Here is a 15,866-nt window from a genome sequence, read left to right on the forward strand (position 1 = left end):
ATATGAATACGTTACTTAGCTTATCGTGGCATCTAATGGTGCCAGAATTTATTATTCTCGGGGCCGCCATCCTTCTTTCCATATGTGATTTGTTTTTTAAGCTGAATCATAGATATGTAGCTCTTGGTGCGATCGCTGCCATCGTATTAGCAATTGTTTCATTAATTACGCTATATAGCGAACCAGCTGGAGATATTTTAAACGGATCGTTTGTGTTAGATGGATTTTCAAAAGGGTTTAAAACGTTGTTATTAGGCGCCTCAGCTCTCATTTTATGCATCGCAATGAGCGATGATAAGAAGAATCCGATTGAAGATAAGGGCGAATATTATTACTTATTTTTAATGGCACTTCTTGGTGCGATGTTCATGGCTTCTAGTGTTGACTTTATCACCCTTTTCGTTGGTTTAGAGTTACTTTCACTTTCTTCTTATATTTTAGTAGGAATACGAAAAAAGAACCGTGCATCAAATGAAGCGGCAATGAAATATGTCATTAGCGGAGGAATTGGAACGGCGATCACGCTCTTCGGAATGAGTTATTTATACGGTATTACAGGTTCAACTAACATTGTAGATATGCAAAAGGTACTCACTGGGGAGCTCGCTAGTGGTATTCAGTTATTGCTAGCTCTGGCATTTCTTTTATTGCTAGTCGGTCTCTCATTTAAAATTGCCACAGTGCCGTTTCATATGTGGGCACCTGATGTGTATGAAGGAGCGACTACACCTGTTACTGCCTTTCTTGGAACGATTTCTAAAATTGCTGGGTTCCTACTCATTATTCGTTTGTTCCTTATGGTTTTTGCAAGTGTATTAATACAAGGAGATATGAAATCTTTATATGGGCATATGAGTATATATATTGCGGTGCTAGCAAGTATTACGATGATTGTTGGGAATGTAGTCGCGTTAAAACAATACAACGTAAAACGTTTATTTGCTTATTCAGGCATTGCGCATGCTGGGTATTTGCTCGTTCCACTTGTGGCATTATCACCATTTACGCTGGATAGCATGTGGTTTTATATGTTGGCATACATGCTTATGAATATAGGCGCGTTTGCCATTATCCACGGCTTAATCTTACAAAACGATAAGGAAAATATAACGATTTTCACCGGATTATATAAGAAATCACCATTTGCAGCGATCATGATGACAATCTTTATTTTATCGCTGGCCGGGATACCAGGGACGGCTGGCTTCATTGGAAAGATTAACATCTTTTTAGGCGCGCTTCATGTAGAGCCAGCACATTACGTACTAGCTTCGATTATGATGGGTACGACAGTTGTTTCATTCGTATATTATTTCCGTATTTTACAACAAATGTTTTTCCGCACCGGAGAGACAGAAGAGAGGATACGGTTACCATTAAATATAAAGGTTGTTATGAGCCTTTGTGCAATTTCGATTGTAATACTAGGGATTATGCCGATGATTGGGTACAATTTCTTTTATGAATATTTTCCATTAATGAAAGATTTCTTCTTCTTAGGGAACGTGGTACAATAGTGAAAATAAAAGGTGTGGAGTCAGTACTCTGCGCTTTTTATTTTGTGTTAACTTGTAATGTAGATATACGTTTTTTGAAAGAAAATCACGATGTAAAATGTAAGATGTCTATGTGCATTTGAAAAAGTGTGGCTCCTACTTATTATGGTATCGTTTTTATATTCTTTCATAAGTAGTAGCTGAGTAAAAAGGGGTCGATTTTTTGGCACAACTTTTAGGGCAACAAGCACTGATTGCCATTGTTTCGCATTTATTGTTTATTACCATTACGTGGTGGGCTTTGCAAGGCATTCACATTGAGCGTTTAATGAAGTCCGGAAAAGTGCTGCAGACGCGAGTATTACTCATCTTAATTACAATTGCAATTGGGACATCTGTAAGTAACTTTTTCCTTGATTATTTAGGCTATTCGAAGAGTTTAACGTATTTAGTAAAGTAGTGTATAGAACCTCAAATCTCCGTTAACAATGGGGATAGGAGGGGATGAAATTGAAGCTTAAAGCCATTCTTATTGTTGCACTTAGTGTTGTTTTATTTTTGGTTGGATATAGAGAGATGAAACCGATAAGCGATGAACAGAAAATGGAGAGCATGATTAAGGCTTTAGAGAAAAATGATGCTAAAGTAGAAAAATGGTCATGGTTAGCTAGAGAAACAAAAACAATTTCTAATATACATACGTTTCAAAAGTTGTTAAACGATGTGAAGGACAAGGCAAATATTCAAAAGTGGGAAGTAGAGCAATCTCCAGATGGATATAAAGCTACATCCTATAAAAAGTTTGCTTCTCATGAAGAACGAGTAGTAGTAACTTGGAGTAAAGAAAATACTAAAGAAAACACTTTCATTATCTTTGAAGTAAGTGGGGCGAAATGGGACCCGAAGTATGTTCAAAAAGTAAATAAAATTTTTAGTGAAAAACCTATAATTTACACTTGTGTTCAAGGTGTACTGAATGATAAGATTGAAGGTGTTTTGCAAAATAAAACCAATCAGGTTTTGAAAGATCTTTCAGCAAGAGCGATCGAACAAGTAGAAGAAAGAGCATTTGTGTCAGTCTCCGCATACAATAAAAAGTGGGATGACGCTCTTTCAACAAATAGAGAGAAAATAAATGTGCAAATAGCAATACGTTCTACAGACAACAAAGATACAATTGTGGTTGGCACACCGATCATAACTTCTGAGTATTGAGTGAATAGATACTGAAAAAAGGACACGGAGGGGAATAATTTGGAAAAGATCATCGTCCGTGGCGGAAAGCGGTTAAACGGCACAGTGCGTGTTGAGGGCGCAAAAAATGCTGTATTACCTATAATCGCTGCAGCCCTATTAGCGAGTGATGGAAAGAATGTACTATCTGAAGTACCAGTTTTGTCTGATGTATACACAATTAATGAGGTATTACGTCATTTAAATGCTGAAGTCGTATTTGAAAATAATCAAGTAACAATCGATTCTTCTAAAGAACTAAACATTGAAGCACCATTTGAATATGTACGTAAAATGCGTGCATCTGTTCAAGTAATGGGACCATTATTAGCACGTAACGGTCGTGCTCGTATTGCACTTCCTGGTGGATGTGCAATCGGTTCACGTCCAATTGACCAACATTTAAAAGGCTTCGAAGCAATGGGAGCAAAAGTACAGGTTGGTAACGGTTTTGTTGAGGCATATGTTGAGGGAGAACTAAAAGGAGCTAAAATCTACTTAGACTTCCCAAGCGTAGGCGCGACAGAAAACATTATGTCTGCAGCTACATTAGCAAAAGGGACAACAATTCTTGAAAACGCAGCGAAAGAACCAGAAATCGTTGACTTAGCTAACTTCTTAAATGCGATGGGAGCGAAAGTACGCGGAGCTGGAACTGGAACGATTCGTATCGAAGGCGTTGATAAATTATATGGTGCAAACCACTCTATTATTCCTGACCGTATTGAAGCGGGAACATTCATGGTTGCAGCAGCAATTACTGGTGGAGACATCTTAATTGAAAATGCTGTACCTGAACATTTACGCTCAATTACAGCGAAAATGGAAGAAATGGGTGTTAAAATTATTGAGGAAAACGAAGGTGTACGTGTTATCGGCCCAGATAAGTTAAAAGCGGTTGATATTAAAACTATGCCTCACCCAGGTTTCCCAACAGACATGCAATCACAAATGATGGCATTATTACTACAAGCTGATGGAACAAGCATGATTACAGAAACGGTATTTGAAAACCGCTTTATGCACGTTGAAGAATTCCGTCGTATGAATGCTGATATTAAAATTGAAGGTCGTTCTGTTATTATGAACGGTCCAAACAGCTTACAAGGTGCTGAAGTAGGCGCAACTGATTTACGTGCTGCAGCTGCATTAATCTTAGCTGGTTTAGTATCAGAAGGTTATACTCGTGTAACTGAGTTAAAACATCTTGACCGTGGTTATGTAGATTTCCATAAGAAATTAGCTGCATTAGGTGCAACTATTGAACGTGTAAACGAAAAAGTAGAAGAAGTGAAAGAACAAGAAGTTTCTGATCTTCACGCTTAATTGAAATAGTCTCTATGTCTTTTGACATAGGGGCTATTTTTTTGGGTTATTACTGTTATAGTCAATAAATTCTATACTTATGCACGTACCAGTAAAAATATTTAGAAAATTTCCGTTTTATGCTCTTCCCCCTTAAGTATGTTCTAAAAGAAAGAGTTGTTCCATAAGAATGAATGGAGTAAAGCTTTTATATTGGGGGAAAATAGGATGAAATTTTCAAAGCCACTTTTTATTACAGTAGCGCTCTTAATAGCGCTCGTTATCATTGTACCTGCAGCCCTTGTTATCCCATTTGCGAAAGCGAAAGTAGGGGAAGAAACGGCCTCTAAAACTCCTCCAGCGATAGAAAGTATACCAGCTCCAGGAAAAGTAGATACAGCGGTTCAAGTTGCTGTATATCGTGAGAAACAAAAGAAGGTAGAATTATTACCTATGGAGGAGTATGTGACCGGTGTAGTAGCTTCTGAGATGAATGCCAGTTTTGAAATAGAGGCACTAAAGGCACAGGCATTAGCAGCAAGAACATTTGTAGTACAACGTATGCTAAGCGGAGGAAAGAAAAATAATGCAGACGTGACAGATACGGTGAAAGATCAAGTGTACAAAAGCAAAGATGAATTGAAGAAGCAATGGGGCAATAACTACGAAAATAATTTGAAGAAAATCGAAGAAGCTGTTTCGAAAACAGCAGGACAAGTTTTAACGTATGATGGAAAACCAATTTCAGCATCCTTCTTTTCAACGAGTAATGGCCGAACAGAAAATGCGGCTGATTACTGGGGAAATGATTATCCGTACTTAAAGAGTGTAGATAGTCCGTGGGATCAAGCTTCTCCGAAATTTACGAGCGAGCAAACATTTACAGTAGCTGATTTTCAAAAACGTCTCGGTGTGAAGGTGCTAGCAGATGGGAAGGTTGGAAACATTAAAGACCTTACGGAAGGAAAGCGCGTAAAGGATGTAGCTTTTCAAGGGAAAACATTAACAGGAAAAGAAGTTCGTGAAAAGTTAGATTTACGTTCTTCTGATTTTACGTGGAAACAACAAGGAGATAAAATCATCGTTACGACGAAAGGCTTCGGTCACGGCGTTGGTATGAGTCAATACGGGGCGAACGGCATGGCAGCAGAAGGAAAGAAATATACAGATATCGTTGCCCATTACTATAAAGGCGTTGAAATAAAGACGATGAATGATTATGAAGGAAAATTGATGGTGAAGAAATAGGTGTCAGAACTCTGGCACCTATTTTTTCTGTTTAAAATATCATAATTTTCCATTAACTGTTTGATATAATAGGATAAAAAGGCATTTGGGGGAAATGAAATGGCGTTACTAGAGTTGAAACAACTAGGGAAGGCGAACCAGTTACCGGCAATTGAGCTAGAGGTGGAGAAGGGAAAATGTATTGTTTTGCAATGCAATAATCATACAGCTAAAGTGTTACACCGCATCATTATTGGTGAAGAAGAGGCGTCGACTGGCAATGTACTGTTTGAAGGGGAAGCAATTGGAAAGAAAAATTATTCCCGCATCGGTTTTTGTTTTTTGAAAGATGAGGCATATGATCGTTTGAAGGTGAAAGAATACTTCAAATTTTTATTAGGGCTTTATGAATCAAAGATAAGTATAGAAGAAGTTGTGCAGTCTGTTGGTCTCCTAGATAAACTAAACGTTAAAATAGAAAAATTATCATTTTCAGAGAAACGCCGTCTTCATATCGGGCGAGTGATGATTCATAATCCGGATTTAGTTATTTTGGAAGAGCCAGAGCAAAATGTAGATATAGAGAGTACGGTTATTATTCGAAAAGCAATCATGAAAATGAAAGAACAAGGAAAGGCGATTTTTATTACGTCATCTTTCCTATCGGATGCCCTTTCGTTAACGGAAGATGTATATATACTAAACAATGATGGTGTGAAAAAAGTAGAAATTGAACAAGAGGAAGCAGAAAAAGTCGATGAAGAGAAGGTCGTTCAAATAATTCCGCAAATGAAGTTAGAAAGAATACCTGCGAAAGTGAACGATAAAATCATTTTACTTGATCCGATGGAAATCCATTTCATTGAAACGCAAAACGGAGTGACACATATTCACGTTCGTGAAGGGGATTTTGTATGTGCATTAACATTAAGCGAACTAGAAGCAAGGTTAACAGGTTTTGGTTTCTTTAGATGTCATCGCTCGTATCTTGTGAATTTACAAAGAGTGCGAGAAGTGATTACTTGGACTCGTAACAGTTTCAGTTTAATTTTGGATGACGAAAGAAAAAGTTCAATTCCGCTTTCAAAAGGACGCATGGATGAATTAAAAGGTGTGATTGGGCTATAAAAAGTGCTCCAATAAGCTCAACATGCGATTCATTCACCGGTAAAAATACTCCTTTTACCGGTATTTTAATGCGCCTACCCTTTGTTTTTCATATGATTGAGTCAAGAAAAGCGAAACAAACAAACGAAAAGCGCTAAAGCGACTTTCATCTATAAAGAAGAAAAACAAAGGGGATGAAGAAATGACATTGGCAATTGAAATGAAAGATGTAATGAAAAGTTTCAGTGGAAAAACGGCACTTCGAAATGTAAATATTGAGGTGAAGCAAGGAGAGATATTCGGATTCCTCGGACCGAGTGGATCTGGTAAGACGACAACAGTAAAAATTTTAACTTCTCAATTGCTTCATAGTGTTGGAACGGTAAGAGTATTAGGGAAAGATATTACAGGACCAAGTAGCATCGATTACAAACGAATTGGTATTTTAACAGATAACAGCGGCTTATATGAAAGACTTAGCATTTATGATAACTTACTATTATTTTGTGACTTATATGATTGCAAAAAAAAACGAATCGATGAAGTACTAACACAAGTAAATTTATTAGATGATAAAAAAACACCAGTAAAGAAACTATCAAAGGGAATGAAGCAACGCGTCACACTGGCAAGAGCAATCCTTCATAAACCAGATATCCTCTTCTTAGACGAACCAACATCTGCACTCGATCCAGTAAACGTACAAAACATTCATAAAATCTTAAAAGACTTAAATGAAGAAGGAACGACAATTTTCTTAACGACTCACAACATGGATGAAGCAGAAACGCTTTGTAACCGTATTGCCTTCCTTTGTGGCGGAGAAATTGTAGCGCTGGATACGCCAGAGAACCTGCGCTTACAATACGCTAAGGATCAAATAGAGGTCGTATTAAAAGATAAACAAAAAGCAGTAGTGCAAAAAGATGAATTAGGTGCAAAACGTATTTCAGAATGGATGAACAAAGGAGAATTACTATCCATTCATTCACACGAACCAACGCTAGGTGATATCTTTATTGAAGTTACTGGGAGGGGATTATAATGACTTTTTCAATGAGACGTGTATCAGCTATTTTTAGAAAAGAAGTACAAGATTTTAAGACAAATTCACAAGTGTTGTTAATGGCATTTTTACCAATTATACTTTCATTTTTGTTTAGCAGATTTGGAGTGGGAAAGGAAATGTTAGGCATTACTACTATAACGGCCTTCCTATTTGTCGCAGGCTTTGTTCAATCTATGGTAATTGCAGAAGAAAAAGAAAAACATACATTGCGTGTATTAATGCTATCACCGGCATCTTCGGTTGAAGTTCTACTTGGAAAAAGTATATTAACAGCATGTTTGACATTGGGCATTTGTATTGTGAACTTATTTATTTTGGATCAATTCAGTGGAAATCTATTATTGCTAGGATTTATTTTCTTATGTGGAACAATTCTATTTATTGTGATTGGAACAATGATTGGATTGTTAGCTGCATCTGTACCACAAACATCAATAATTGGAATGCCGATATTAATGACGATGTATTTGGCCGTACAGTTTGAGCCAATGGTTGAAAATAAAGTAATTAAGACGATGATTGGATATCTTCCAACATCTCATATTGTGAAAGCACTTAACAGCTTAGTAGGTGGGGCGGGGTTTAGTAGTATTAGTGGGCATGTATTAAATGTTGCAATTTGGCTTATTATTGCGCTTATTGCATGTTTAATCGTATATAAGAAGAAACAAATGGACTAAAAACTGGGCCGAAAAGCTCAGTTTTTTCTTTTTTCTATCATTTCCTCGGAAATTTTACAGTTCTTATACATATTTTTACAAATTTTGTCGAAAAGTAATTAGTTATACGTTGTATAGGATACGTGAATATTGTTCAAAATGATTGCTGAGGTGATGATGGAATGCGAGGAAGAAATAATAAAAAGTCGCAAAAGGTAGTACATTTATTTCAAAAAAGATGGGTGTTTCCGGCACTATACATTGCTTGTGCAGCGGTAATCTTAATGGTTGCGCTATGGTTCCAAGGAGCTAATCCGAAGAAGACTCCAAACCACGATCAAGCAACACCGTATACACAATCGGAAGATCCAGCAGTACCAGTAACGAAATCTTCAGAAGTAGTGAAAATGCCAGCTGCCGCGAATGCGGAAGTAGTCGTACAAAAGAAATTCTATGAAGATGCAGCAACTGAGGCGGAACAAGAAAAAGCACTTGTCTTTTATAACAACACATATTCCCCAAACAAAGGAATTGACATTGCTGCGAAGAATGGAAAAGAATTCAATGTTGCCGCTGCTTTAAGTGGTACAGTAACGAAAGCTGAAAAAGATTCACTTCTTGGTTATGTTGTAACAGTTGATAGTGGAAATGGTGTAGCGGTATCTTATCAAAGCTTAGGCAGTGTGAAAGTAGAAAAAGGTGCAAGAGTTGCACAAGGTGAAGTATTAGGAACATCCGGTCTAAGTGCAATGAATAAAGAGGCAGGCTCTCACGTTCACTTTGAAGTACGTAAAGACAATGTGGCTGTGAACCCTGAACGTTACTTAAATAAATCAGTAACAGAAATTAAAGCTGATGCAGGTGCTGCAAAGGCTACGAATGCTTCTGGTAAAAAAGCTGATGACAAATCTCAAAAAGAAGAGAAGTCAACGAGCACGAAACCAGAAAATAAAACAGAAGACAAGTCTCAAAAAGAAGAGAAATCAACAAGCGGTTCAACTAGTGACAAAAAAGAAGAACCGAAGAAAGAAGAAAAATCAACAAACGGTTCTACAGAATCATCTAACAATTCTTCTTCACAAGAATAATAAAGTGAAAAAATCAGTTCTCATCAAGAGAATTGATTTTTTTATTTTTATCCCGCATTAACGGGCAGTAAGACCCCTACTTCAAAATTCAGTGAAAGCTAAGAAGTTAGGTCGGGGATCAACTGCCCGTAAAATCCCGATTGGTTCAACTAATAATCAGTGGGAAATGGCACCCACTTATTAAAGTTTCACTTTATATAAAAATACTCAATTTCGAGAAAAAAGTTGTAAAAACAAGGAAAAATGACGAGATTCTCGAATATATATTACAAAAGGGAGGGGATACTGTGTCATTTTTGTTTGTTCTGTCGACTGCTATTATTTTATTGTTTGTTTTATTCACTTTATATTATTATATTGCCGGTAAGAAAGAGGTTCCCCACCATCAGTTGTTAGAAGAAGAATTGGAACGAGAAGAATGACGCCTTTTATACAAGGTGTCATTTTTTTGGGCCATAATAGTCAGTTTTAACGTATTTCTCACAAAAAAACGTAATTTTTCTTAACTTAGTCCGCAAAAATAGTGAACATGTAGCATATATCAGTAGTGCGGGCAATACAATGGTATAAACCAAAGCAAAGAGAGTGTTTGAGGTGAGAAATCGTGAATCATTTCATTATAAATCCAAGAATGTTTAACGCTTACAAACAGCACTCACACTTACTTCTTAGTCATATGCAGCGAGGCTCATTTCACCCTTCTCACATCCAAATTAGGGAGGCGAGTGGTGTGCACGATTACATCAAAGAGAGAACTATCAAGATTGGTAAGTATATCGTGGAGACAAGAAAGACAGTGCGTGTCATTGCAAAGGAATTTGGGGTATCAAAGAGTACAGTCCATAAAGATTTAACAGAACGTCTACCAGAGATTAATCCAGAGCTCGCAAATGAAGTAAAAGAAATTCTTGATTATCACAAGTCTATTCGTCATTTAAGAGGTGGAGAAGCAACAAAACAAAAGTATAGAAAAGAAGATGTAGAGAAGCCTGTACGTCAATAATGTTACAGTAGCAAACATTCCGTTCACATTCGGTAATATTTTTCAGAAGAATTCTTTTTGCGAATATTACGTTTCTGTTAAATTTATGATAAAATCAGAAATTAGGTGAAAAGAATTCGGGTGTAACCTGATTTTGAATATCGAGGAGGAAAAAACGGGAATGTTTGCGCGAGATATCGGAATTGACCTAGGTACGGCTAACGTATTAATTCATGTTAAAGGTAAGGGTATTGTATTAAATGAGCCATCTGTTGTGGCCATTGATCGTAATAGTGGTAAAGTATTAGCAGTCGGTGAAGAAGCGAGAAGCATGGTGGGACGTACGCCTGGTAATATTGTAGCAATCCGTCCACTTAAAGATGGTGTAATCGCAGATTTCGAAATTACAGAAGCAATGTTAAAGTATTTCATTAACAAATTGGACGTAAAGAGCTTCTTTTCAAAACCTCGTATTTTAATTTGTTGTCCAACAAATATTACATCAGTAGAACAAAAAGCAATTCGTGAAGCTGCTGAACGTTCAGGTGGTAAAACAGTATTTTTAGAAGAAGAACCAAAAGTAGCTGCAGTTGGTGCTGGTATGGAAATCTTCCAACCAAGCGGTAACATGGTTGTTGATATTGGTGGAGGTACAACAGATATCGCTGTACTATCTATGGGTGATATTGTTACCTCTTCCTCTATCAAAATGGCTGGCGATAAGTTTGATATGGAGATCTTAAACTATATTAAACGTAAGTATAAGCTATTAATCGGAGAACGTACTTCAGAAGATATTAAAATTAAAGTTGGTACAGTATTCCCAGGTGCACGTAGCGAAGAACTTGAAATTCGCGGACGTGACATGGTAACAGGCTTACCACGTACAATTACAGTATGCTCTGAAGAAATTACAGAAGCATTAAAAGAAAATGCAGCTGTTATTGTACAAGCTGCAAAAGGTGTATTAGAGCGCACACCACCAGAATTATCTGCAGATATCATCGATCGCGGTGTTATTCTAACAGGCGGTGGAGCTTTACTACACGGTATCGATATGCTTCTAGCAGAAGAACTAAAAGTACCAGTATTAATTGCTGAAAACCCAATGCACTGCGTTGCGGTTGGTACAGGTATTATGTTAGAGAATATCGACAGATTACCAAAGCGTGCTTTGAGATAATTTGAAAGAACTAAGGCTAATGCCTTAGTTCTTTTTTTTCGTTTTTATATTTTTTTATTTTGTTTTTTTGCGAAAATGGAAGGAAAATAGAGAAATATGAAGGAAACAGGTAAAATATTCATATATATGGTTAAATTTAATATTTCCTTAATTGAAAACGTTTATAATATAATGAGTCGAATACGACATTAAGGCAAATAATGTTTCAATACATATTGCCTTTCCCTAATTTGGGCATACACTCTTTTCCACCTCCGTGTCAGTTGCAAAAATGTGCAACTATTTTAATGGAATAGAGTGTGTGCATTTTTTTTAGGAAGTTGTGCTAAATATAAAATGTTACTTTGTAATGACAAACAATAAACAAAATGGGATAATAGCAATATGTCCAAGTGGTAAGACCAATATTACAAAAGGGGCGATTGTTACATGCTAAATATAGAACAAATTAAAGAAATCATTCCTCACCGCTATCCATTTTTACTTGTTGATAAAATATTAGAAGTAGATGAAGGCAAAAGAGCGGTTGGGATTAAAAATGTATCCGCAAACGAAGAATTCTTTAACGGACACTTCCCTGACTATGCAGTTATGCCTGGTGTACTTATTGTAGAAGCATTAGCGCAAGTCGGAGCAGTTGCAGTATTAAAGAAAGAAGAAAACCGCGGAAGACTTGCTTTCTTTGCAGGTATCGACAATTGCCGTTTCAAAAAACAAGTACGCCCAGGTGATCAGCTTCGTCTAGAAGTAGAAATGACACGCGTACGCGGCCCGATTGGAAAAGGAAAAGCAATCGCAACAGTAGATGGTGAAGTTGCATGTGAGGCAGAAATTACATTTGCGATTGGTGATAAAAAAGAATAGATAGTACTAAAAAATCTCCTTGTGAAAAGACAAGGGGATTTTTTAATTTCTGCTATATAACGATGAAACAATAATATACAAACTAATCAGAAAATATCTTGTAAATAGATGGTAATTACCATATACTTACTTTATTATTTATCTAGAAAACAGGATAAGTGATAAAGGTAATAAAGAAATAAGGGCATTGTCATATTGTTAAGGTACTTAAATAAGACAAAGTAGAATGTTATTGATTATGATGAAATGTGGGGAAATCAGCAAGAATATTAATTAGACGTATGAAATCGAGCATAAGAGAGAGAAAAGGGAAATGTCGCATTTCACAAAAGGAGATTATGAATATGTTCGGGAGAAAGAAAAGAAAACCATTACGACAATTAATTACACATAAAGAGCCTAAATCGCGTATTACAGAACAATACCGTAACATTCGTACAAACATTGAGTTTACATCTGTAGATAATCATGTTCGTTCTATTATTGTTACTTCAGCAGATCCAGGTGATGGGAAAACAACAACAATCGCAAACTTAGCAGTTGTTTTCGGACAACAAGGAAAGAAAGTTTTACTAATTGGAGCTGACTTGCGTAAGCCGACGATACAAAACTTATTTGCCATTCATAGTTCAAATGGGTTAACGAACTTATTATCAGGACAAGCAAAACTTATGCAATGCATTCAAAAAACAGATATAGAGAACGTATACTTAATGGCAGCAGGTCCAATCCCGCCAAACCCAGCAGAACTATTAGGGAGCCGGGCGATGGACGAGGCGTTGCTAGAAGCATATAACATGTTTGATATTATATTAATTGACACACCACCTGTCCTTGCGGTTACAGATGCACAAATACTTGCGAATAAATGTGATGGAATCGTACTCGTTGTACGAAGTGAAAAGACGGAAAAAGATAAAATCGTAAAAGCGAAACAAATATTAGATAAAGCATCAGGCAAAATACTCGGTGTCGTTTTAAACGATAAAAGAGAAGAAAAAGAGCAGTATGGTTATTACTAAAATATGAAAAGCCAACAAAATTTTTGTTGGTTTTTTATTGTTTTCCGAAAATTATTTATCAAGTTACACAGTGTAAAAAACGTGATAAAATAAAAATTTTGGAAAATGATTGGAATGTGTTGTCATATTTAAGATTATTTTGTAAGATTAAACTTGTTTCTTGTGAACAAATATAAAACTCAATTATTAAAAATAAAAAATGTAAGATTTATATGTTATAATTTTTCCTATGTGTAAATTTTAGAAAGTTGGAGGAACCTATGGAAGAAACAATTAGTCTAAAAGAGTTATTTCATATCTTAAAAAAACGTTTAGCAATGATCCTCGTAATCGCCTTTGGTGCAGCTATTGTAAGTGCTATCATTAGCTTTTTCTTCATGACACCAATCTATCAATCTTCGACGCAAATTCTTGTTAACCAGAAGAAGCAAGAAGGCGCAGCAATTCAGTACAATGAGGTACAGACAAATATTCAATTAACAAATACATATAAGGTTATTATTAAAAGTCCTGTTATTTTGGATCAAGTGAAAGAAAAGTTAGGCCTGAACATAACAGCACAAGAATTGAACAAAAAAATTGAAGTGGCTAATGAAAAAGATTCACAAGTCGTAGCAGTAACTGCGCAAGACAAAGACCCGAAATTAGCTCGTGATATTGCTAACACAACTGCAGAAGTATTTAAAGGTGAAGTTGCGAAGATTATGAGTGTGGATAATGTTACGGTACTTTCTAAGGCTGAGTTATCAGAAGAATTATCACCAATTAAACCACGCCCAATGTTAAATGTAGCAATCGCTTTTGTCGTTGGTTTAATGGCTTCAATTGGTCTTGCATTCTTACTAGAGTACTTAGATAACACAGTGAAAAAAGAAGAAGATGTGGAAAACTTACTCGGTTTACCAGTATTAGGGATTGTAGCTCGTATGGATGAAGAAACATTGAACGTGAAATCACACGCTCCATCATCAAGAAAAGTGAGGGGACAAACAATTGGCTCTTAATTTATTTAAAAAGAAAAAGAATCATCGTCAACGCCGTCAATTAATTGCTCATCAACAACCGAAATCACCAATTTCAGAACAATATCGTAATATTCGAACGAATATTGAATTTGCAGCTGTTGATACGAATTTACATTCATTAATGGTCACGTCTGCAAATCCAAGTGAAGGGAAAACGACAACGACAGCGAATATGGCAGTTGTTTTTGCTCAACAAGGAAAAAAAGTATTATTAATTGATGCAGATATGCGTAAACCAGCAATGCATCAAATGTTCCAAGTAGATAACATTTTTGGATTAACGAACGTATTAACAAATAGTGAACGTTTAGAGAAGTGCGTGCAAACGACATCTGTAGACAATCTACACTTTTTAGCGTGTGGTCCAATCCCACCAAACCCGGCCGAATTGTTAGGTTCGAAATCAATGAAAGAACTTCTTGGGCAAGCATACAGTATGTATGATTTAGTTATTTTTGATATGCCACCAATTTTAGCTGTTACCGACGCACAAATTATGGCAAATGTATGTGATGCTTCTATTCTTGTAGTTCGCAGTGAATCAACAGAGAAAGAAACCGCAGTAAAAGCAAAAGGGTTATTGGAATCTGCAAAAGGTAAATTGTTAGGTGTTGTTCTAAACGACCGTGAACGTGAACAAGGCTTATATTATTATTATGGCGCAAACTAATTAAAAGGGTGAGATATGTTTCAACCATATCTCCTTTTTTCCCTTGAATATGAGACGTCTCATATTCAAGGGAAAAAAGACTGATAGGAGAGAGGGAGGCTGAAAGAATGATTGATTTACATTGTCACATTTTGCATGGCATCGATGACGGTGCACAAACAGTAACAGATAGTTTAGCGATGGCACAACAAGCCGTTTCAGAAGGAATACATACAATTGTCGCAACGCCGCACCATCAAAATGGAAAATATATAAATGAACGTACCTCAATTATTCATCATGTAAAACAACTAAATGATGAACTACAACAATATAATATTCCACTTACTATTTTACCGGGGCAAGAGATCAGGTTATATGGTGATTTATTAGAAGACTATGAAGCTGGTAAAATTGTTACTTTAAATGAAACAAATAAATACATATTCATTGAATTTCCATCTAATCATGTACCGCGTTATGCTGAACAACTATTATATGAACTGCGCGTTAAGGGAATGATTCCAATTATTGTTCATCCGGAACGTAATGCCGAGTTAATCGAGCGGCCAGATAAGTTATATAATCTTGTAAATAAAGGGGCATTAACGCAAGTAACGGCAGGCAGTTTATTAGGGAAATTTGGGAAGAAAATTAAAAAGTTTTCACTACAACTAGTCGAACATAATTTAACCCATATGGTTGCTTCAGATGCACATAACACAACATCAAGAGGATTTCATTTAGCGGAAAGCTATGAACTAATTGAGAAAGAATTTGGAATGAATGTTATGAGTGATTTGAAAGAAAATCCGTACTTATTAATTAGCGGGAAGGCAATTTACAAAGAAGATCCAGAACAAATTCGTCGTAAAAAATTGTTCGGTATTTTTTAAATAAGAATTGGTGATGTCTCCTAACCGTTATCAATGGGGGCACTCGGTCGTGCTGTGGGTA

The 15,866-nt window shown here is 36.3% G+C and carries 17 protein-coding genes; all 17 read left to right on the plus strand.

What is annotated here, in order from left to right:
- The first annotated feature begins 2 nt into the window (after positions 1–2).
- The 17 genes from nuoN (at position 3) to CQ064_RS16575 (ending at position 15,805) form a co-directional block, all read left to right on the plus strand.
- Positions 3–1,517, plus strand: coding sequence for an NADH-quinone oxidoreductase subunit NuoN (gene nuoN, locus CQ064_RS16495; RefSeq protein ID WP_015055215.1), 1,515 nt, complete (start codon positions 3–5; stop codon positions 1,515–1,517).
- Between the two features lie 202 nt (positions 1,518–1,719).
- Complete coding sequence (locus tag CQ064_RS16500) at positions 1,720–1,956, plus strand: DUF1146 family protein (RefSeq protein ID WP_000057889.1); 237 nt, start codon at positions 1,720–1,722, stop codon at positions 1,954–1,956.
- Between the two features lie 50 nt (positions 1,957–2,006).
- Entirely contained in the window at positions 2,007–2,711 is a 705-nt protein-coding gene (locus CQ064_RS16505) for a YwmB family TATA-box binding protein (protein ID WP_000767913.1), read from the plus strand.
- A gap of 39 nt (positions 2,712–2,750) precedes the next feature.
- Entirely contained in the window at positions 2,751–4,055 is a 1,305-nt protein-coding gene (murA, locus tag CQ064_RS16510) for a UDP-N-acetylglucosamine 1-carboxyvinyltransferase (RefSeq protein WP_000411275.1), read from the plus strand.
- A gap of 207 nt (positions 4,056–4,262) precedes the next feature.
- A complete protein-coding gene (gene spoIID / locus CQ064_RS16515) occupies positions 4,263–5,282 on the plus strand; it encodes a stage II sporulation protein D (protein ID WP_000672649.1) in 1,020 nt (339 codons plus the stop codon).
- A gap of 99 nt (positions 5,283–5,381) precedes the next feature.
- Positions 5,382–6,389: a LytTR family transcriptional regulator DNA-binding domain-containing protein gene (locus tag CQ064_RS16520; RefSeq protein ID WP_001185911.1), complete on the plus strand. Its 1,008-nt coding sequence runs from the start codon at positions 5,382–5,384 to the stop codon at positions 6,387–6,389.
- 181 nt (positions 6,390–6,570) lie between these two features.
- Positions 6,571–7,413 carry an ABC transporter ATP-binding protein gene (locus CQ064_RS16525; RefSeq protein ID WP_000170868.1) on the plus strand — a complete coding sequence of 281 codons (843 nt, stop codon included), beginning with the start codon at positions 6,571–6,573 and terminating at the stop codon, positions 7,411–7,413.
- Positions 7,413–8,117, plus strand: a complete 705-nt coding sequence (locus CQ064_RS16530) for an ABC transporter permease (RefSeq protein WP_000144445.1) — start codon at positions 7,413–7,415, stop codon at positions 8,115–8,117. The genes CQ064_RS16525 and CQ064_RS16530 overlap by 1 nt, the downstream gene beginning before the upstream one ends.
- Before the next feature lie 161 nt (positions 8,118–8,278).
- Positions 8,279–9,184 carry a stage II sporulation protein SpoIIQ gene (gene spoIIQ / locus CQ064_RS16535; RefSeq protein WP_001214923.1) on the plus strand — a complete coding sequence of 302 codons (906 nt, stop codon included), beginning with the start codon at positions 8,279–8,281 and terminating at the stop codon, positions 9,182–9,184.
- Positions 9,185–9,471: 287 nt separating this feature from the next.
- The gene (locus CQ064_RS16540) at positions 9,472–9,606 is read left to right on the plus strand and encodes a hypothetical protein (protein WP_000008903.1); all 135 of its coding nucleotides are present in this window, start codon (positions 9,472–9,474) and stop codon (positions 9,604–9,606) included.
- 308 nt (positions 9,607–9,914) lie between these two features.
- Positions 9,915–10,187 (plus strand): sporulation transcriptional regulator SpoIIID, encoded by a 273-nt coding sequence (gene spoIIID, locus CQ064_RS16545; RefSeq protein ID WP_000544012.1) that lies wholly within the window; start codon positions 9,915–9,917, stop codon positions 10,185–10,187.
- Between the two features lie 160 nt (positions 10,188–10,347).
- Positions 10,348–11,349 carry a rod shape-determining protein gene (gene mreB / locus CQ064_RS16550; protein WP_000457978.1) on the plus strand — a complete coding sequence of 334 codons (1,002 nt, stop codon included), beginning with the start codon at positions 10,348–10,350 and terminating at the stop codon, positions 11,347–11,349.
- A 429-nt stretch (positions 11,350–11,778) separates the two neighbouring features.
- Positions 11,779–12,213, plus strand: coding sequence for a 3-hydroxyacyl-ACP dehydratase FabZ (gene fabZ, locus CQ064_RS16555; RefSeq protein ID WP_000931959.1), 435 nt, complete (start codon positions 11,779–11,781; stop codon positions 12,211–12,213).
- A gap of 344 nt (positions 12,214–12,557) precedes the next feature.
- Positions 12,558–13,235: a CpsD/CapB family tyrosine-protein kinase gene (locus tag CQ064_RS16560; protein ID WP_000467944.1), complete on the plus strand. Its 678-nt coding sequence runs from the start codon at positions 12,558–12,560 to the stop codon at positions 13,233–13,235.
- A 260-nt stretch (positions 13,236–13,495) separates the two neighbouring features.
- Complete coding sequence (locus tag CQ064_RS16565) at positions 13,496–14,239, plus strand: YveK family protein (protein ID WP_000393129.1); 744 nt, start codon at positions 13,496–13,498, stop codon at positions 14,237–14,239.
- Positions 14,229–14,930, plus strand: coding sequence for a CpsD/CapB family tyrosine-protein kinase (locus CQ064_RS16570; RefSeq protein WP_001207174.1), 702 nt, complete (start codon positions 14,229–14,231; stop codon positions 14,928–14,930). The genes CQ064_RS16565 and CQ064_RS16570 overlap by 11 nt, the downstream gene beginning before the upstream one ends.
- A gap of 107 nt (positions 14,931–15,037) precedes the next feature.
- On the plus strand, positions 15,038–15,805 hold the full coding sequence (locus tag CQ064_RS16575; protein WP_000566188.1) for a tyrosine-protein phosphatase: 768 nt from the start codon (positions 15,038–15,040) through the stop codon (positions 15,803–15,805).
- The last annotated feature ends 61 nt before the right edge of the window (positions 15,806–15,866 follow it).

Source organism: Bacillus sp. MYb78 (assembly GCF_002975115.1).
GTDB lineage: Bacteria > Bacillota > Bacilli > Bacillales > Bacillaceae_G > Bacillus_A > Bacillus_A cereus.